Origin of the sequence: Streptomyces sp. NBC_01381 (assembly GCF_026340305.1) — a bacterium.
In the GTDB taxonomy this organism is placed as follows: Bacteria; Actinomycetota; Actinomycetes; order Streptomycetales; family Streptomycetaceae; genus Streptomyces.
In genome coordinates this window covers 2,260,241-2,278,389 of record NZ_JAPEPI010000002.1, presented here as the reverse complement: position 1 = coordinate 2,278,389, position 18,149 = coordinate 2,260,241, and the positions used below count along the sequence as shown (strand labels likewise).

Annotated in this window: 17 protein-coding genes; 4 read left to right on the top strand and 13 right to left on the bottom strand. The window is 68.5% G+C overall.

Features of this window, described 5'->3' with window-relative positions; translation table 11 throughout:
- The first annotated feature begins 99 nt into the window (after positions 1–99).
- The 3 genes from OG453_RS31805 (at position 100) to OG453_RS31795 (ending at position 3,917) form a co-directional block, all read left to right on the top strand.
- The gene (locus tag OG453_RS31805) at positions 100–858 is read left to right on the top strand and encodes a hypothetical protein (RefSeq protein WP_266872002.1); all 759 of its coding nucleotides are present in this window, start codon (positions 100–102) and stop codon (positions 856–858) included.
- Between the two features lie 171 nt (positions 859–1,029).
- Complete coding sequence (locus tag OG453_RS31800; protein WP_266873196.1) at positions 1,030–2,199, top strand: Ig-like domain-containing protein; 1,170 nt, start codon at positions 1,030–1,032, stop codon at positions 2,197–2,199.
- Positions 2,200–2,324: 125 nt separating this feature from the next.
- Entirely contained in the window at positions 2,325–3,917 is a 1,593-nt protein-coding gene (locus tag OG453_RS31795; protein ID WP_266872001.1) for an alpha/beta fold hydrolase, read from the top strand.
- Positions 3,918–3,954: 37 nt separating this feature from the next.
- Here OG453_RS31795 and OG453_RS31790 read toward each other — a convergent pair whose 3' ends face one another.
- The 5 genes from OG453_RS31790 to OG453_RS31770 form a co-directional block, all read right to left on the bottom strand.
- Complete coding sequence (locus tag OG453_RS31790; protein WP_266872000.1) at positions 3,955–4,824, bottom strand: amino acid ABC transporter permease; 870 nt, start codon at positions 4,822–4,824, stop codon at positions 3,955–3,957.
- Positions 4,821–5,465 carry an amino acid ABC transporter permease gene (locus tag OG453_RS31785; RefSeq protein ID WP_266871999.1) on the bottom strand — a complete coding sequence of 215 codons (645 nt, stop codon included), beginning with the start codon at positions 5,463–5,465 and terminating at the stop codon, positions 4,821–4,823. Before OG453_RS31785 ends, OG453_RS31790 begins: the two co-directional genes overlap by 4 nt.
- 9 nt (positions 5,466–5,474) lie before the next feature.
- A complete protein-coding gene (locus OG453_RS31780) occupies positions 5,475–6,386 on the bottom strand; it encodes a glutamate ABC transporter substrate-binding protein (protein WP_266873195.1) in 912 nt (303 codons plus the stop codon).
- A 16-nt stretch (positions 6,387–6,402) separates the two neighbouring features.
- Positions 6,403–7,146, bottom strand: a complete 744-nt coding sequence (locus tag OG453_RS31775) for an amino acid ABC transporter ATP-binding protein (RefSeq protein WP_266871998.1) — start codon at positions 7,144–7,146, stop codon at positions 6,403–6,405.
- Positions 7,147–7,290: 144 nt separating this feature from the next.
- On the bottom strand, positions 7,291–7,740 hold the full coding sequence (locus OG453_RS31770) for a DUF6278 family protein (protein WP_266871997.1): 450 nt from the start codon (positions 7,738–7,740) through the stop codon (positions 7,291–7,293).
- Between the two features lie 126 nt (positions 7,741–7,866).
- On the opposite strand from OG453_RS31770, the gene OG453_RS31765 reads away from it, so the two are divergent.
- Positions 7,867–9,696, top strand: a complete 1,830-nt coding sequence (locus OG453_RS31765; protein WP_266871996.1) for an SGNH/GDSL hydrolase family protein — start codon at positions 7,867–7,869, stop codon at positions 9,694–9,696.
- Positions 9,697–9,741: 45 nt separating this feature from the next.
- On the opposite strand, the gene OG453_RS31760 is transcribed toward OG453_RS31765, so the two are convergent.
- The 8 genes from OG453_RS31760 to OG453_RS31725 all read right to left on the bottom strand — a co-directional run bounded on the left by OG453_RS31760 (position 9,742) and on the right by OG453_RS31725 (position 18,014).
- Entirely contained in the window at positions 9,742–10,521 is a 780-nt protein-coding gene (locus tag OG453_RS31760; protein WP_266871995.1) for an exodeoxyribonuclease III, read from the bottom strand.
- 30 nt (positions 10,522–10,551) lie between these two features.
- A complete protein-coding gene (locus OG453_RS31755; protein ID WP_266873194.1) occupies positions 10,552–11,184 on the bottom strand; it encodes an MBL fold metallo-hydrolase in 633 nt (210 codons plus the stop codon).
- A 40-nt stretch (positions 11,185–11,224) separates the two neighbouring features.
- Entirely contained in the window at positions 11,225–12,520 is a 1,296-nt protein-coding gene (gene pcaC, locus OG453_RS31750) for a 4-carboxymuconolactone decarboxylase (protein WP_266871994.1), read from the bottom strand.
- A gap of 20 nt (positions 12,521–12,540) precedes the next feature.
- Positions 12,541–13,749: a tyrosine-type recombinase/integrase gene (locus tag OG453_RS31745; RefSeq protein ID WP_266871993.1), complete on the bottom strand. Its 1,209-nt coding sequence runs from the start codon at positions 13,747–13,749 to the stop codon at positions 12,541–12,543.
- 903 nt (positions 13,750–14,652) lie between these two features.
- Positions 14,653–14,856, bottom strand: a complete 204-nt coding sequence (locus OG453_RS31740; protein WP_266871992.1) for a hypothetical protein — start codon at positions 14,854–14,856, stop codon at positions 14,653–14,655.
- Positions 14,857–14,925: 69 nt separating this feature from the next.
- Positions 14,926–15,195, bottom strand: a complete 270-nt coding sequence (locus tag OG453_RS31735; protein WP_266871991.1) for a hypothetical protein — start codon at positions 15,193–15,195, stop codon at positions 14,926–14,928.
- 1,494 nt (positions 15,196–16,689) lie between these two features.
- Positions 16,690–17,670 (bottom strand): DUF1648 domain-containing protein, encoded by a 981-nt coding sequence (locus tag OG453_RS31730; RefSeq protein WP_266871990.1) that lies wholly within the window; start codon positions 17,668–17,670, stop codon positions 16,690–16,692.
- Positions 17,667–18,014 carry a GntR family transcriptional regulator gene (locus tag OG453_RS31725; RefSeq protein ID WP_266871989.1) on the bottom strand — a complete coding sequence of 116 codons (348 nt, stop codon included), beginning with the start codon at positions 18,012–18,014 and terminating at the stop codon, positions 17,667–17,669. The genes OG453_RS31730 and OG453_RS31725 overlap by 4 nt, the downstream gene beginning before the upstream one ends.
- Between the last annotated feature and the right edge of the window lie 135 nt (positions 18,015–18,149).

Sequence of the window (18,149 nt, the reverse complement as noted above, 5' to 3'; positions counted from 1 at the left end):
CCTCCAGTCAACAGCCGTCTGCGCAGCGTAACTTCGAGTCCCCCGCCTCGTCAGGACCCCCTCGAACACCGGTCCGGAAGCCCGCTAGCATGCGCCCCCATGACCGAAGACGTGCGCAATATCGCCCTCGGCCTGATCGCGGCCGGCCTCTGTGCCGTGCTGGGCTGGCTCGCCCGTTCCTACCTGTGGCGGCGCAAGCTCCGCCGCAAGCAGGCCTTCTTCGGGCTGCCCGACAACTCCGAGTCGCTGCTCGTGGTGAACCGCGACGGGGGCGGTCCCGATCTCACTGTCGTACGCCATGACGTGTTCGCGCTCCTCGAACTGGCCGCGCTGATCAAGGACTGCGGGGCGCACGCCCAGCTCGTCGCGCACGACGCCGCGCAGCAGAGCTTCGGCGAGCGCACCGAGTTCTGCGTCGGCGCCCCGGCCGCGAACCGCCGCATGGCCGCGCACATGCACTCCCTGCTGCCCGGCGTCCGCGTCAACACCGACCCGGAGCCGGGCCCGGACCGCGGCGCCTTCCAGATCGGCAGCGAGCGCTACCGCATGGAGGGCGGCACCACGGAGTACGTGATCCTCGCGCGGCTCACCGCAGGGCAGGGCCAGGAGGCGAGACCCGTCTTCCTCTTCTGCGGCCAGCGGGCGATCACCAACCAGGCGGCGACCCGCTATCTCGCCCGCAACCACGAGAAGCTGGCCCGCAAGCACGGCGGCAACACGTTCGTGCTGCTCCTGAAGGTCGTCAATTCCCAGGCGTACGGCGCCGACGTCGTCGAGCTGGTCGCGGACGTGACCCGCGCCGCGCAGGCCCCGGCGCCCGCGGTGACCCCGCCGCGCAATTCACATCGCGCCAAGTAGGGCCCCGGCCACCGAGCGCCGACGCCCAAGAGGCGCCTCTGTGACCTAGTCGGAAATTTCCGGGCAAGAGGCAACCCATCGGGACCTTCGCCCCTCTCTCCGTGCAGTTCCACATTCGCACGGAGGTACGTTCCCTTGAGGCCCTTGAGCTCGTCGAGCCGCCGACGCCCCATACGCTCCCGCCGCACCGGGGCCGCGACCACGGCCGCGGGCCTCGCGGCGCTGGCCGCCGCCCTGACCGCCTGTTCGGGCGGCGGCTCTGCCGCCGGGGCCGCGGACCTCGATGCGGACAAGCCGGACATCTCGGTGAACCTGCGGGGTGAACAGGCCAAGGCGGGCTCCCCGGTGAAGGTGAAGCTCGCCGAAGGCAAGCTGAAGCAGGTGACGGTCACCGGCACCGAGGGCGCGAAGCTCACCGGCAAGGTCTCGGCGAACGGCACCACCTGGACCTCCAACCGCAAGGCGGCGCCCGGCACCGCGTACAAGGTCGAGGCGACCACGGACGAGGGCGGCAGCGCGCGGGCGTCCTTCAAGACGGCCGCCCCGGACCAGGTGAACAAGCTGACCCTGACGCCCGGCAAGGACACCACGGTCGGCGTCGCCCAACCCCTGTCGGTCGTCTTCGACCACCCGGTGAAGAACAAGGCCGAGGTCGAGAAGAACCTGAAGGTGACCACCTCGAACGGCACCGAGGGCTCCTGGGGCTGGATCCAGAACTACGACGGCAAGGACCGCGCCGACTGGCGCCCCAAGGACTACTGGAAGTCCGGCACCAAGGTGAAGCTCGACGCACGGCTCAACGGCATCGACTCGGGCACGGACGGCGGCTGGTTCGTCCGCGACTACGCCACCGGCTTCACCGTCGGCAAGAGCCAGAAGGTCAAGGTCGACCTCGACAGCAAGCAGGCGACGCTCGTACGCGACGGACAGTCCGTCAAGACGGTCCCGATGTCGGCGGGCACCCCCGGCGGCGAGAAGGCGTCCTGGGGCGGCACGTCCGTCCTGATGGCCAAGGAGGGCACGATCAACATGCGCTCCGAGACGGTGGGCCTCGGCGACGCCTACGACAAGATGGTCGACAACTCGATGCGTCTCACCTGGTCGGGCATGTACGCCCACGCGGCGCCGTGGAACGCCGCGTACTTCGGCAACACCAACCACAGCTCGGGCTGCATCGGCATGAGCGACGGCGACTCCTCCTGGCTCTACGGGCAGGTCCAGGTCGGCGACCCCTTCGAGGTCTCCGGCAGCGGCTCGAAGGGCGTCCCGGACCCGGGCAACGGCTATGGCGAGTGGAACCTCTCCTGGGCCGACTGGCAGACGAAGAGCGCGCTGAGCTAGCGGACAGCGCCAGAGGTACATCACTCAACAATCGTTACCGGGGCGTAACTTACCGACGGGTTACCCCCGGTAAAGCCGCGCGGTTACCGTCGGGTCACTTTGCTTGAACGAGTAAGGAGTGACCCGTGGGACTTCCGCGCAAGACCCTGCGTACGACCACCGTGGGCGCCGTCTCCGCGACCCTCGTCGCCGGTGCCGCGCTCGGCCTCGCCCCGGCGGCCCAGGCGGCCCCCGCGACCGCCCCGGCGGCGAGCTCCACCGACGTGCGCTTCGTCGACATCCCCGGCGACGGCGGCACGATCCTCAAGGCCAACGTCTTCACCCCCAAGGGCGCGAAGAGCGGCGACAAGTACCCCGCGATCGTGCTGCCCACCAGCTGGGCCATGCCGCAGATCGAGTACGTCGCGCAGGCCCAGAAGCTCGCGAACTCCGGCTATGTGGTGGTCAGTTACAACTCGCGCGGCTTCTGGCAGTCCGGCGGCGAGATCGAGACCGGCGGCCCCGAGGACATCGCGGACGCCTCCAAGGTCATCGACTGGACGCTCGCGAACACCCCGGCCGACCCGGAGAAGATCGGCATGGGCGGCGTCTCGTACGGCGCGGGCATCAGCCTGCTCGCCGCGGGGCACGACAAGCGCATCAAGGCCGTCGCCGCGCTCAGCGGCTGGGGCGACCTGATCGAGTCGATCTACAGCGGCCGCACCCAGCACGCCCAGGCCGCCGGGCTGCTCGGCGGCGCCGGCGTCCTGACGGGCCGTCCGAGCCCCGAACTCCAGCAGACGCTCAAGGACTTCCTCGCGTCCAACCTGGACAAGGAGGACGAGATGATCGCGTGGGGCGCGAAGCGCTCCCCCGCGACCTACATCGACCAGATCAACAAGAACGGCGCGGCCGTCATGCTGGGCAACGCCTGGGGCGACACGATCTTCCCGCCCAACCAATACGCCAAGTTCTACGAGCAGTTGACCGGCCCCAAGCGCCTCGAGTTCCGCCCCGGCGACCACGCGACGGCCGAGGCGACCGGCCTGCTCGGCCTTCCCAACGACACCTGGACCTCCACCCAGCGCTGGTTCGACCGCTACCTCAAGGGCGAGAAGAACGGCATCGACACCGAAGCGCCCGTCCAGCTCAAGTCCCGCTCCACGGGCGGCTATGAGGGCTACCCCGACTGGAAGTCGGTCGGCGCGACGAAGAAGAAGATCGACCTCGGCGGGTCCACGACCATCCGCACGAACGTCGACTCGGGCGCCAACGGCGGCATCGTGCTGCTGTCCAACGCCCTCGACCAGTTCCTCAAGATCCCGCCGATGGCCTCGATGCCGCTGCTTCCGCGCCGTTACGCGGGCGTCTGGCAGTCCGAGAGGTACGAGGCGCCGCAGCGCGTGCGCGGGACGGCGAAGCTGCACACCACGCTCACCAGCACCAAGGAGAGCGGCACCCTCGTCGCGTACCTGTACGACGTGGGCCCGCTCGGCCTCGGCAAGCTGGTCAGCAACGCGCCGTACACCTTCCACGGCAAGACGCCCGGCAAGCCGTTCGGCGTGGACCTGGAGCTGTTCTCCACGGCCTACGACGTACCGGCGGGACACAAGCTCGCCCTGGTCGTCGACACGGTCGACCCGCTCTATATCGAGCACAACCCGTCCGGCGCGCAGCTGACCTTCTCCTCACCCGCGGCCGACCCGTCGTACGTGTCGGTGCCGCTGCGCGAGCAGTGATCTCCGGCTGCTGCCGGCTGGGCTCTGGCTCCTTTAGCTACTGCGGACCCGGCAGCAGCGTCCCTGGTTCGGCCGGTGCCACTTCCACGGCCTCGGTCTTGGGATTGCGCCGCTGACGCTTGGACACCCACTGGGCGAACCACGAAAGCAGCATGCACATCCCGATGTAGATCGGCGAGATCACCAGAACCACGGGGATGAAAGGTAGATCGTAGTCGAGGTTCGACGCGATCAGCTTCCCGGCGTGGAGGAACTCCTCATAGGTGATCAGATAACCGAGCGAGGTGTCCTTCAGGGCCACCACCAACTGGCTGATGATGGCGGGCAGCATGGCGCGCACGGCCTGCGGCACCAGGACATGGGTCATCACCTGTGTCTTGCGCATGCCGAGCGCGTACGCGGCCTCCCGCTGCCCGCGTTCGACGGAGTTGACGCCCGAGCGGAAGACCTCGGCGAGCACCGAGCCGTTGTAGAGCGTCAGTCCGGCGACCAGCGCGGGCAGCGGCTGCACCTTCAGCGCCACGAAGACGAAGAAGATCATGACAAGGACCGGCATCGCGCGGAAGAACTCCACGATCAGCGTGGCCACCCAGCGCACCGGGCGGTGCTCGGAGAGTCGCCCGGTGGCGAGCAGTCCGCCGAGCGCGAGCGCGAGCACCGCGGAGATGGCGAACGCCTTGAGCGTGTTGCCGAGGCCCCGGAGCAGCAGCTCCTGGATGCCCTTGTACTCGAAGGGCATCCACTTCGTCTCCGTGAACTGGTCGGTGTCGAAGAGCAGATAGAGGATCCAGCCGACCAGGGCGAGGAGGATCAGCGTGGAGAGCAGTCCGTAGAGCTTGTGTCTGCGCTCGGTGTTGGGCCCCGGTACGTCGTAGAGGGCGGTCGATTCGTGGGAGAGGGCTTTCATCGGGCGACTCCCCAGCGCTTCTCGAGGATGTTGAAGACGGCGCTGATGGCGAGGGTGATGATCAGGTAGCCGACGGCGATCCAGATGAACGTCCAGATGATGCTGTAGCCGAGTTCGCTGAGTGTCTTGTACGTGCCGAGCAGCTCGGTGACGCTGAACGCGCCCGCGATCGCCGAGTTCTTGGCGAGCGCGATGAGGGTGGAGCCGACCGGCGGGATGACCGACCGGAACGCCTGCGGGAGCACCACCACGGAGAGCGTCTGCCCGAAGGTCATGCCCAGGCTGCGGGCCGCCTCGCCCTGGCCCTTGGGCACGGTGTTGATGCCCGAGCGCAGGGCCTCGCAGATGAAGGCGGAGGTGTAGCAGCCGAGCGCGAGGACGGCGAACACCTCGAAGGGCAGCACGAGTCCGAAGCGCGGCAGGCCGAGCAGCACCGCGAAGAAGAGCAGGGTGAGCGGGGTGTTGCGCAGGACCGTCACCCACGCCGTGCCGAAGGCCCGGAACGAGCCGACCGGGGCCACCCGGAACGACGCCATCAGGAACCCGAGCACGAGCGCCAGGATCGAGGAGTACACGGTGAGTTGGACGGTGCCGAGAAAGCCCTCGGCGAAGGTGGAGAAGTTGTCTGTCAGCGTGTCCACGACGCCTCCTCAGCTCGCCGGGTAGCGGTCGATGGCGGGCGGCTTGGGCGCCGGGACTCCGGAGAGGCCGAGCGTGGCGTCGTAGGCCTTCTTCCAGTCGCCGTTCTTCTCGCGGGCCGCGAGGGCGTCGTCGATGGCGAACCGCAGGGTGTTGTCCTTGCGGGGGACGCCGATTCCGTAGGGCTCCTCGGAGAACGGCTTGCCGACCACCTTGAGTTCGTCGGGGACCTTGGCCGCGTATCCGATGAGGATCGCGTCGTCGGTGGTGACCGCGTCGACCTGGTAGGTCAGCAGGTTGTCGACGCAGACCGAGTACGTGTCGTACGCGACGAGCGTCGCCTTCGGGTAGTCCTGCTGGATGCGCTGGTAGGGGGTCGATCCCGCCGCCGAGCAGACCCGCTTGCCGTCCAGGTCCTGCGGCCCGTTGATGTCGTCCTCGTCGGAGCGCACGAGCAGGCCCTGGCCCGCCATGTAGTAGGGGCCGGCGAAGCCGACGAGCTTCTTGCGGAGGTCGTTGATGGTGTAGGTGCCGACGTAGTAGTCGATCTGCCCGTTCTGCAGGGCGGTTTCGCGGTTCGCCGACGCGATCGTCCTGAACCGGATCGACTTCGGGTCGAAGCCGAGCGAGGCCGAGACCATCTTGGCGATCTCGATGTCGAAGCCCGAGTAGACGCCGGTCGCGGGGTTCTTCTCGCCGAGGAACGGCTGGTCCTCCTTGGCACCGACGACGAGGTGGCCGCGCCGCTTCGCCTTCTCCCAGGTGCTGGAGCCCGGCAGCGTAAAACCGGTCGCCACCTGGTACTTGGGCAGCTCGTCGGGTTGCGGCCCCTTCACCGGCGGGCTGCCTTCCTTGCCGCAGGCGGTGGCGGTGACGGCGCAGGCGGCGAGGAGGAGCGCCGCGAGCAGACGTGTCGTACGCATCATGGCTGTCCCCCCGTCAGTGCTTGAGGATCTTGGAAAGGAAGTCCTTGGCTCGGTCGCTCTCCGGGTTGTTGAAGAAGTCCTCGGGCGCCCGGTCCTCGACGATGCGGCCGTCGGCCATGAAGACGACGCGGTTGGCGGCCGAGCGGGCGAAGCCCATCTCGTGGGTGACGACGACCATGGTCATGCCGTCGCGGGCCAGTTGCTGCATGACCTCGAGCACTTCATTGATCATCTCGGGGTCGAGGGCGGACGTCGGCTCGTCGAAGAGCATCACCTTCGGGTCCATGGCGAGCGCGCGTGCGATGGCCACGCGCTGCTGCTGACCGCCGGAGAGCTGTGCGGGGAACTTGGCGGCCTGTGAGGCGAGGCCCACGCGTTCGAGGAGATCGCGGGCGCGCTTCTCGGCGTCCTCCTTCTTGCGGCGGCGCACCTTGATCTGTGCGAGGGAGACGTTCTGCAGCACGGTCTTGTGCGCGAAGAGGTTGAAGGACTGGAAGACCATGCCCACCTCCGCGCGGAGCATGGCCAGTGCCTTGCCCTCTTCGGGCAGTGGCTGCCCGTCCAGTGCGATGGCCCCGGACTGGATCGTCTCCAGCCGGTTGATCGCCCGGCACAGCGTTGATTTGCCCGACCCTGACGGGCCGATGACGACGACCACCTCCCCCTTGCCGACGGTGAGATCGATGTCCTGAAGGACATGCAACTCCCCGTAGTACTTGTTCACATCACGCAGCTCGATCAGCGGATCGACGGCCATGCCTGCCCTGCCCACTCTCAGCGGTGTGTCTGTCCGCGCAAACTATCCATGCGAAAACGGGACTTACCGGACGACACGCACTTATGGGCATTAACCGTATTTGCAGTTACTTCATCCCGCGGTCGGGCCCTGGAAGCCTCCGGGCTACGTCTCCGACGCCTCCGCGTAGACCTGAGACAGCTCGGGAGCACCGTGCACCGCCCAGTCGAGCCCGGCCTCCACGACCTGGATCTCCCGGCCCGACGCGAGCCGTACGACGGGACTGCCGCCGGGCCAGACGTGCCAGGTGGCGCCGGGCACCGTACGGACGATGACCGAACCCAGGTACAGGCCCGCGTCGTTGCCGAGCCACGGCAGCAGCTCCGGATCGTCACGCCAGCGCGGGAGCAGTTGGTCGAGCGCGCCCAACGAGGCCGGGGTGTCATCGAGTTCGAGGCCGGCGGTGGCGGCCTGGGAGCGCAGCAGCTCACATTCGGAGAGGAGTTCGGCCACCCCTTGGGGGTCGTCCTCGAACGCCGCGGCGAGACCCGGCTCCGGATCCGCCGCGTGTCGCTTGCGCCACCGGTCAAGGAACGGGATGAAAGGGATGTTCATACCACCCAGCGTGGCATTCGCATCGCCTGTCGCACCACAGGCGCGCTCATCACCGTGTCCTCTCGGCGAGTTCGGGTCTTGTTCACGCGCGACTCATTGACGCGCCTCCGCCGCCTCCTTAGCTTCATGGCGCACCTTTCATCACGTCACATCACGTCAGTTTTCCGTCAAGGGGAGGGGTCCGTCGTGCGCCGACGTACATGGGGAGTGACCGCGGTGTTCGCGGTGCTCACGAGCGTCGTACCAGTGGCGACTGCGCAAGCCGCCCCGCACAGACCCGAGCCGCTCCCCCTGGAGCGGCTCTTCGACAACAGGGCGATCAGCGACGACGCACGGCCCGGCGACGCGGACTTCGACGGTTCGGGGAGCTCGCTGTCGGCGCGCGATCTGACGGCGGCGGGCTGGACGCCGGGGCGTTCGCTCGCCGTGGACGGGGCGCGGCTGACCTGGCCGCGTACGGAGGCGGGCGAGGCCGACAACGTCCGCGCGGACGGACAGTCGGTCCGGGTACGCGGGCGTGGTGACGCCCTCGCCTTCCTGGTGGCCGGCACGGGCGGCGAGGCGAGCGGCACGGGGACGGTCCGCTACGGGGACGGCTCGAAGGGCACGTACCGCCTGATCGCGCCCGACTGGCGCTCGGGTCCGCTCGCCACGAAGTCCGTCGCGCTGCCGCATGTGAACACTCCCGGCGGCCAACTCGCCGAGAAGGCACGGCTGTACGTCGTGACCGTGCCCGTGGCGCGCGGGCGCGAGGTCGCTTCGGTGACCCTGCCGAAGGACCCGGGCGCCCCGGATCTACATGTCTTCTCGCTCTCCGTGCGGCAGCCGGCCAAGGGGTGGACGGGCAGCTGGTCGGCATCGACGGCCGGGTACACGGCGGTGGGGCCGTGGGCCGACCGGACGGTGCGGCTCGTCGTCCACACGAGCACGGGCGGCCCGCGGGTGCGGATCCGGCTCGACAACACCTTCGCGTCGGCGCCGGTGCGGATCGGCAGCGCGACGGTGGCGGTGCAGGAGTCCGGTGCGGGGGCGCGCGGTGAGCCGGTGCCGCTGTCCTTCCGGGGCGCCGCGGGCACCCAAATCCCGGCGGGCGCCCAGGCGTTCAGCGATCCGCTCGACTTCGACGTCCCCGCGGACACCAATCTCCTGGTGAGCTTCCACCTCCCGGAGACGGTGACGACCGCGCCCGTGCACAGCCAGGCCATTCAGCGCTCGTACGTGAGCGGTCCCGGCGACCACGCGGCGGACGGCTCACCGGCGGCGTACACGTCGACGATCTCCACGTGGCCGCTGCTCACCGGCGTCGACGTGAGCGGCGGGCCCGGCTCTGTGGTGCTGCTCGGCGACTCCATCACGGACGGCGTGAAGTCCACGCCGGACGCGAATCACCGGTGGCCCAACGTCCTGGCCACACGGCTGCTCCAGCAGGACACGGTCCCGCAGTTCGGGGTGCTCAACCAGGGGATCTCCGCGAACCGTGTCGTCGCCGACCGCTATCCCGGTGACGGTGTCTCGACGGACACCGGCGGCGTGAGCGCGCTGCACCGGCTCGACCGCGACGTGTTCGCCCAGACGTCCGCCCGTACGGTCGTGGTCTTCGAGGGGGTCAACGACGTCCGCTGGGGCACCAAGGCGGACCAAGTGACCGCCGGGCTGCGGGAGATCGCCGAGCGGGCGCGTGCGCGGGGGCTGCGGGTCGTGGCGGCGACCATCGCACCGTGCGAGGGCGAGTCGCTGTGCACTGCGGCGGCCGACGCGGAGCGGGTGGCGGTGAACTCGTACATCCGCTGGGGCGGGGACTTCGACGCGGTGCTCGACTTCGACGCGGTGCTTCGGGATCCGGGGCATCCCTCGCGGATCCTGCCCGCGTACGACAGCGGGGATCACCTGCATCCGGGCGATGCGGGTCTCGCGGCGATAGCGGAGTCGGTGGATCTGCGGGAACTGGTGCCGTAACCCGAGGGTTCCCTGGGCCCGGTTCCACCGGGCCCAGGGGCCGGGCTAGAGCTCCAGGTCCACCACGACCGGCGCATGGTCGGACGCGCCCTTGCCCTTGCGCTCCTCGCGGTCGACGTACGAATCCGTCACGGCCTTCGTGAACGCCTCGTTTCCGTAGACCAGGTCGATCCGCATGCCCTTGTTCTTGGGGAAGCCCAGCTCGCGGTAGTCCCAGAACGTGAACGGGTGCGCGTACTTCAGCGGCCGGGGCATGACGTCGGAGAGCCCCGCCTCCCGCAGTGCCGCGAGAGCCTCGCGCTCGGCGGGGGTGACGTGGGTGGCGCCTTCGAAGAGGGCGGGGTCCCACACGTCCTCATCGGTCGGCGCCACGTTGAAGTCCCCCAGGACCGCGAAGGGCCGCTCCCCCGCCGCGTCCGCCGCCGCTGCGGCCTTCAGCGCCGCCAGCCACTCCAGCTTGTACGCGTAGTGCGCGTGCTCCACCTCGCGGCCGTTCGGCACGTACACCGACCAGATCCGGGCGGGGCCGCACGTCGCGGAGATCGCCCGCGGCTCCTGTGCCCCGTCGTAGTCGGGCCCGCCGGGCAGTCCGAGCGTCACGTCGTCGAGGCCCACGCGGGAGACCAGCGCGACGCCGTTCCACCGCCCCGTCGCGTTCACCGCCGACTCGTAGCCGAGCTCGCGCAGCTCGTCGGCGGGGAAGCCCTCCGCGGTGGTCTTGGTCTCCTGGATGCACAGCACATCCGTACCGCTGTTCTCCAGCCAGGCGAGGAGCCTCGGGAGGCGAGCGGTGATCGAGTTCACGTTCCAGGTGGCAATGCGCATGTCTCACAACCTACCGGGCGGGTCCGACAGTCACAGGTCGGCCGACTCGCCCGGCGTGAGGCGCAGGTGCTCGGCCCCGCCCAGGGCACCGATCTGGGAGTCGTAGATCGGCCGGGCGAGGTCCGTGAGCAGCGCGTCGTGGATGTCGTAGGCGCGCAGCGGCTTGACCTCGCGTACGTAGTCGATGACCTCGGAGATCTTGTTCCAGGGCGCCATCACCGGCAGCATCAGCGTGTCCACGGGCTGCTCGGGGACGGTCAGCGCGTCGCCCGGGTGGAAGACCGAACCGTCCACCAGATAGCCGACGTTGGTGATCCGCGGGATGTCCGGGTGGATCACGGCGTGCAGCTCACCGTGCACCTGCACGTCGAACCCGGCGGCGCTGAAGGTGTCCCCGTGGCCGACAGTGTGCACCCGCCCCGGGAAGGCGGCCGAGATCTTCTCCGCGACGGAGCGCAGGGTCCAGATCTCGGCGGCCGGATTGGCCTCCATGCCCGCGCGCAGCCGGTCCTCGTTGAAGTGGTCGATGTGCTCGTGCGTGACGAGGATCGCCTCGGCGCCGACGGCGGCGTCCTCCTCACTGAAGGTGCCGGGGTCGATGACGAGACTCCGCCCGTCCCGCTCGAGGCGGACACAGGCGTGTGTCTTCTTCGTGAGCTTGATGCGCTTCGCGGCAGTCGTCATACCCCCATCCTGCTACGCGTCACTCCTGGGGCGTGGTTTCCTCGCGGATCACGGCCTGGGCGACCCTGAACGCCGAGTTCGCCGCGGGTACGCCGCAGTAGACGGCGGCCTGCAGCAGCACTTCCTTGATCTCCAGCGGGGTGAGGCCGTTGCGCAGCGCCGCGCGGATGTGGAAGCCCAGTTCGTCGAGGTGCCCGCCGGCGACGAGCGCGGTGAGGGTGACGCAGCTGCGGGAGCGCCGGTCGAGCCCCGGACGGTTCCAGACCTCGCCCCAGGCGTAGCGCGTGATGAGCTCCTGGAAGTCCCCGGAGAAGTCGTCGGCTGCGGCGAGGGCACGGTCGACGTGCGCGTCGCCGAGCACCTCGCGGCGGACCTTGAGCCCCGCGTCGTACGGATCGGGACGGCCGCCGCCCACGGCTTCGGGCTGCGCCATGGGCCCGATCTCGGCGACGGGCGTGACGGGCGGCGGGGCGAGCACCGGCTTGACCGGGGGCGCGCTGATCGCCGCGTGGGTGCCGGTCGCGTCGGCCGCGGCCGGCCAGGCGGTGGAGAAGTGCCGTACGAGGAGGTCGGTGACGGCCGCGGGCTGCTCGACGGGGGCGAGGTGCGATGCGCCCGGCACGACGGCGAGGCGGGCGTCCGGTATCCCGGCGACGAGGGTGCGGGCCTCGCCGGGCCCGGTGACCTGGTCCTCCGAACCGACGAGCACAAGGGTGGGCACCCCGATCCTGCCCAGCTCGGCCCGCACGTCGAAGGCGGCGAGCGCCTCGCAGGCGGCTATGTAGCAGCCGGGGTCGGTGGTCCGCACCATCTGTACGGCCCAGTCGGTGATCGCGGGCTGCGCGGCGGCGAAGCCCGGCGTGAACCAACGGTCGGGGGAAGTGCGCGCGATGGGGTCGAGCCCATTGCTCCGCACGATGACACCACGCTGGCGGAACTCATCGGCGCTGCCGAACCGCGGCGATGCGGATATCAGCGCGAGGGAGGCCACGCGCTGCGGGTGGCGCAGGGCCAGTTCGGCACCGATGGCACCGCCGAAGGCGCAGCCCGCGTACCCGAAGCGGTGCACTCCGACCTCGTCGAGCGTGGCGAGGAGCCGCTGGGCGAGCTCGCTCACGGAGCCCGCGGGGTGCGCGGGCGCACCGCCGTGTCCTGGCATGTCGAAGCGGAACACCCGCCAGTGCTTGACCAGCTCGGGCACCTGCCGGTCCCACATGTGCCATGTTGTCCCGAGGGAGGGGCCCAAAATCAGGACCGGGGCGTCTTCCGGCCCGTCAAAGCGGTACTGCAGGGCATTCGTCGTCGTCTCACTCACTCGACCTACGCTCCCACGTCTCACACTTTTCTCACCACAGGGGTCGGGAGACCGGTCAGACCACTCCAGGTATCCGCCGCCGAACGAAGATCTTCTACGTCCGGCTTCACGTACCAGCGCTTCGTGGTCCTGACGTCGGTGTGCCCCGCCCATCGGGCGAGGAGATGGTCAGGGACGCCCTTGTTCGCCAGGTAGGTGAAGCAGCTCGCGCGGGCATCGTACAAACGGACCCGCCGCAGCGTGTTGTCGGCCATGACCTTGTACGCCTGCTCACGCAACTGCCGCACATTGAGCGGCGTCCCGAGTTCGTCCACCAGCACGTACCCGCTGGCCTGGTACGCCTGCCCCGCCGCCCGCTTCTCAGCTACCTGGGTAGCCTTGAAGCTCAGGAGGGCTTCTTTGACCGGAACGGGCAGCGGAAGGTCCCGTTCCCCGGCAAGCGACTTCGTGTCCTTCTCCACCACGATCTTGTTCCCCACCAACGTGCGCGTGTTGGCAACGGCCAGGGTGGCTGTGTCCAAGTCCAGATCGGCCCAACGCATGCCGCAGACCTCCGCCGGGCGCAGACCCATCAACGACAGGAGGAGCGGGGCATACAGCCGGTGATCCCTCACCGCGAGTACGAAGGCATGGACCTCCGCGACACTCCAGGGCGGCACCTCGGCCTTGGCCTGCCGCTCCGCCTTGCGCACCTTCCGGGGGATCCTGACCTCCTGGGCCACATTCACCGCTACCAGGCGCCGCGCCACGGCCCGGTTGAGGGCTTCCTTCAGCCTCGTGAGGGACATCTCCACCGATGTCACCCCCAGACCGGGACCGGCCTTCGTGGCGCGTACGCGGCCCTCCCGAAGAGCCCACAGCATCCATGCTTCGACATCGTCCTCAGTGAGCTCTTGGAGCCGGATGTGCCCAAGCCTGCCCCGGACACGGTCCAGGGTCACCCTGTAGGTGGAGATCGTGGTCTCTTCCAGGTCTTCCGCCTTCTTGGCGAGCCACTCATCGAGCCACTCGTTCACGGTCATCTTGTTGCGCGGCACGAGCGCCCCATTGTGGCGACGGACCGCAATACGTGCGTACTCGGCCTGCGCCTCCTTGAGCGTGCCGAGGGTACGGGTCAGCTGCTTACGCTTCCCAGTGGCCGGGTCGGTCCCGACGTCGACCACGAACCGGTACCGGACCTGCCCCTTCGCGTTCGGCGGCAGCTTCTTGATCGGTTGTGACAGGATCACTCACTCTCCTCGCGGGCGTGGAAACTCCACATCGGCGGTGCCATCGCTGCCTTGCAGCGAAGGGCACCACGTTCGTCAGGGCAGCAGACAACAGCGCTCTCCTCGTCCGGGGTTTGCGACGCTGTCTACCTCGTCCGCCTCGGCTCCACTGCCAAGCACAGCCGAGTGCGAACACCCTCAATACTCGGGACAATCCCCGGTTTCGCTAACCGGGGATCGTTTGCTATGTATCGCCCAGCACGACGAGACCTTGCCCGTCGCAGTCACATCGCCCTCCTTCAGGAGGCCACCTGGCAAGGCCATAGGAAGGGGAAGGCATAGCGCGCGTCGAACACAATCAATCCGTCGCCGGTGACCCGATCGAGGGCACGGACCACAACACATATTGGAGTACCAACGACGCGGGTATCGCACCGCGTTGCCATCTCGGAATGCAACACTCAGCCTCACCCACTCATGTATTTCACAGCGAGCGCACTGCTACGCAACGCAAGACAGAGATCCGGCCGTGGACGTCTCCCCAGCTGCCGGCACTGATGTCAGTCAGGGTCGCTGGCACTCTGCCCACTACCATCAGTCTTCAGCGATTGGCCCCAGGAGCCGTCCTGAAGAGGGAAGTGTCAGCCGCCAGTTGGACTGGTTCAGGACCAATCTGGACACCAGCAAACGAGACGTCGTCCGCCTTGTGGGCGCTCCACTCCATGCGGTGGCCACCGAAAACGCGTGGGGCCGCAGCCTCTCCACCAGCGTCAGCGAGACCGACATCACCGAGGCGACCAGCCCGCTCAGTGACGTGCTGTTCGGATCCCGCACAGGCCCAAGGGGCCTGCGAAACGGCTTCGACGTGGAAGATGCGGATGTCGAACGGTCCACGATGACGCCTACCGCTGGCCTCCCGAGCTGTTAGAGCTGCTGATCGAGCTGGTGCCACGGCTGAGCCGAAGCAAGGACGGCGTCCTCGAATTCTTGCGCGGAGCGGGCGTCGGTGAGGAGCTGCTCGCAGTACACCGGCAACAGCTCGCTGCGGACAGGGCAGCAATCAGCAAGTACAAGATTGTTCGTGCCGTGCTCAGCCAGATCAACGAGCAGGGTGACGCTGGCCTGCAAGTCCGACGAGAGCTACTCAAGCGGGCGATCGAGTTCGAAGACTTCTCCACGCTGTGGCCAGACGATCGACTACCGGCTCAGGGGCTGCAGGCGAGCGTGCGAAGTCTGGTGAACGTCAAAGATTCGTTCACCCGGATGAACCAGGCACGTGACGACGAACGGGCAGCACGGCTTGCGGCACGCAGCGCCGAGGCGAAGCGCTTGGCTCGGCGGCGTGCGGAATTCGAAGCGCTTCGAGGCCGGCTCGCTAACCTCTTCAACGAACTGGACCCAAAGAAGCGGGGCACCGCCCTCGAAGGCGTACTGAACGATGTCTTCAAGACTGAACGGGTCCTGCATCAGGGAATCCTTTGTCCTGCGCAACGAGGATGGCCAGGTGGCCGAGCAGATCGACGGCGCGCTGGAAATGGACGGGTCCCAGTACCTCGTGCCAACGCCTCCTCAAGGAACGCGTCAACACGTTCCTGGTCCTCGGCGCCCGCGGCCGCGTGCACGATTTCGGCAGGGATGCGTACCGCGGCGAAGAGACTGCCGCACCGCATCAGGGCAATTCCACGGTCCGCCCAGTTCGCCCGAGCATGCCTGATGTCCTTCGCTGTTTTCGGTGAGTAGCCAGTGGCTGACCGCCGACTCCCGGTCCGCCCCCGGGTGCGCAGACATCCCCATGCCCGGAAACATCTGGGCCCGCACCTCTCTCGCAGCACGACCTCCGGACCAGGATGAGATGGCTTCTCCATCTGCGTCATCAACTCAGAGGCGTTCACAACGAGGCCCATCGGATCAGCCTCCTAATAGGCTCGGATGGGGACACGTACGACGTTAGAAGGCCGCCCTCCACCCCTGAAGTGACCCCGAGTACAGGTGGTTTGGAGCGAACCTCCGGGAATGGACCTCCCATGCACCCGAACTCACGACAAACCCTGACCAGCGGTCAGGGGGCTACCTCGCGTCCTCGTACCGGCGTCATTTCGGGGTACGTCTTCCGGGGCATAGAGAGCAGCAGGGATACACCCAGGAAGAGGCCGCCGAGTGCCTCAAGGTGTCCGCAGACGCCGGCGCCCCCTGACTGCCGTGCCCGTCGGGCAGATGCTTGTCCACCGGCACCGGCTGATGCAGATGGGCACAGCCCCGCTACCCCTTCAAGCCCTCGAACGAGCTCTTGAGGCGGACGTCCTACTCGCGAGCGCACTCGACGAGAAGACCGCTTCCGAGGACAGCCCTCTTGGGGCGATGGTGATGCAACGGGATCTCGGCGAGGTTCTGGCATGGCCGTTGAACGGCGTCGCGCCCCAGACCGTCCGGGAGCTGGCAGCGCCGCCGCGCACTCGCCGAGGACCGGCGCCGACTGGGCCAGAGCTATCCGCCTCGGACCGCGCCCGCTTCTTCAGTCAGATGCGACGCACAGCTGAACGGGCGCGCGGGGAAGAAACAGTTCCTTCTACGCCGCCAGGCCCTCTACCTCTCCGGGTACGACGACCAGGGCGACACCGATGAATGGCTCACCTACCAGCAGAGCACCGAGCGGCCGCACGACTGGCTCGCCCACTGGCTCAACTCCCGTTCTGTCGCAGCTGTCTCCGCCCGGCGTGGGGACCGCGACCGCATGAGTCACTTCATCGACACGGCCCTCGCGGACGACGCCGGCGAGGCCGCCGACCTCAACTACTGGGCGTACTGGATCGGCGAGGCCCCTCATCTCGAGATCTCTGATGCCTTCATCGCATCACCGAGCCCCGGGGCCTGGCCCGGCGACAAGCTCCTGGTGCATGGTCCGATGGTGATCAAGCCGGCGTCCACGCCTACCCCTTACGCACTGCTGCTCTCCGTGCGTACTCATGACCGGTGCCCGCCCGCGCGTTCCGCGCTCAGGGCGTTCAGGAGCCCGGCGCCCCGTTCGGCGTCATCCACGCTCACGGCGAAGTCCTTGCCCTTGGCCCGTATGACGAGGCACTCCCCGCCGCGCAGCATCACGGTGGTGCCCAGGCCGCTCAGCCGGTAGCCCCAGCCCCCCACCTGTGCGGGAGTTCGGTGCTCGACGCGGGCGGACTCGATGTCCTGGACGGCCCAGCTTCGCGCCGGCCAGCCGAGCGGGCCGAAGGACACCTTCACGCCTTGCTCGCTGACGCGTACCTGCACGGAAGAGCAGCCGAGCACGACGAGGGAGGTGAACGCGAACGGAGCGATCAGCGCCGAGCGCAGGGGGATGAGACCGCCTACGCCGGCCGCTGTGATGGCCAGTGCCGCGAATCCGGTGACGGCCGAGGTCACGTGGAGCCACCGGTTGGACGTGCGGGAGAACCAGGCGAGTTGCTGGTCCGGTGGAATGCTCATGCCAGGGCCTCCTGTCGCCTGCCGCTGCCCGGTGGCGGGGCGGCGGATGGCCAGCCAGGCGAGTGCGCCTGCCGTGACGGCCACCGTGAGGGCCCCGATCACCCAGGGTGTCACCGAGTCGGCCGCATGCCAGTCGGACCGGTCCAGATTGGCCCGCACGATCGATGCCTGTCCGCCGACCAGGAACACCCCTCCTGACGCCAGGGAGATGGCGGCCCATCCCGGTGCCCCGCTGTTCGGGCGCCTCGCCAAGAGGACCACGGCCAGTACCAGGACCAGCCAGACCAGCACGGGGAAGAAGACGGCCGCCCACAGCGGCATGGACCCGTCGGGCTCCCCGCCCGTGCCCCAGTGCGTCGCCAGCCTGTCGGGCAGCCGGCCGCTCGCCGCCAGCGGTATGCACAGGAGCAGTACCAGGACACCGGCACACCAGCCGGCGCCCGCCCAGGCTGTTCCGCCTCCGCGCCTTGCGCGCTCGTTCACGAATCCCCCTCGATGATGGCGATGATGTCGGCCTTGCTGTAGCCCCGGCGAGCCGCGTCGGCGACGAGGGCACGCACCTGTTCCACCAGGTCGGAGCGTTGGTCCGCGCCGTCGGCCACGGTCACACCGCGGCCCCGCCGGAACTCGAGGACACCTTCGTCCCGCAACGTCCTGAGCCCTCGCAGCACAGTGTTGGCGTTGACGCCGAGCGCCTGGGACAGATCACGGGCCGGGGGCAGTCGGTCCCCCGGCGCGCACTCTCCCTCGGCGATCGCCCGCCGGATCGCACCCGCCACCTGTTCGTGAAGAGGGCGGGCATCCGCAGCGTTCAGTCTCAGCAACATGATGCCAATGACGCTAGCACCATAGGTTCCCTTCACGGAAGGCGAAGTCGCCCCGACCGCAGGACATTTGGCGACGCATGTGACTCTGGCCACTCCAGCCACAAACTTCGCAGCGGCGTGAAAGGATCTTCACAG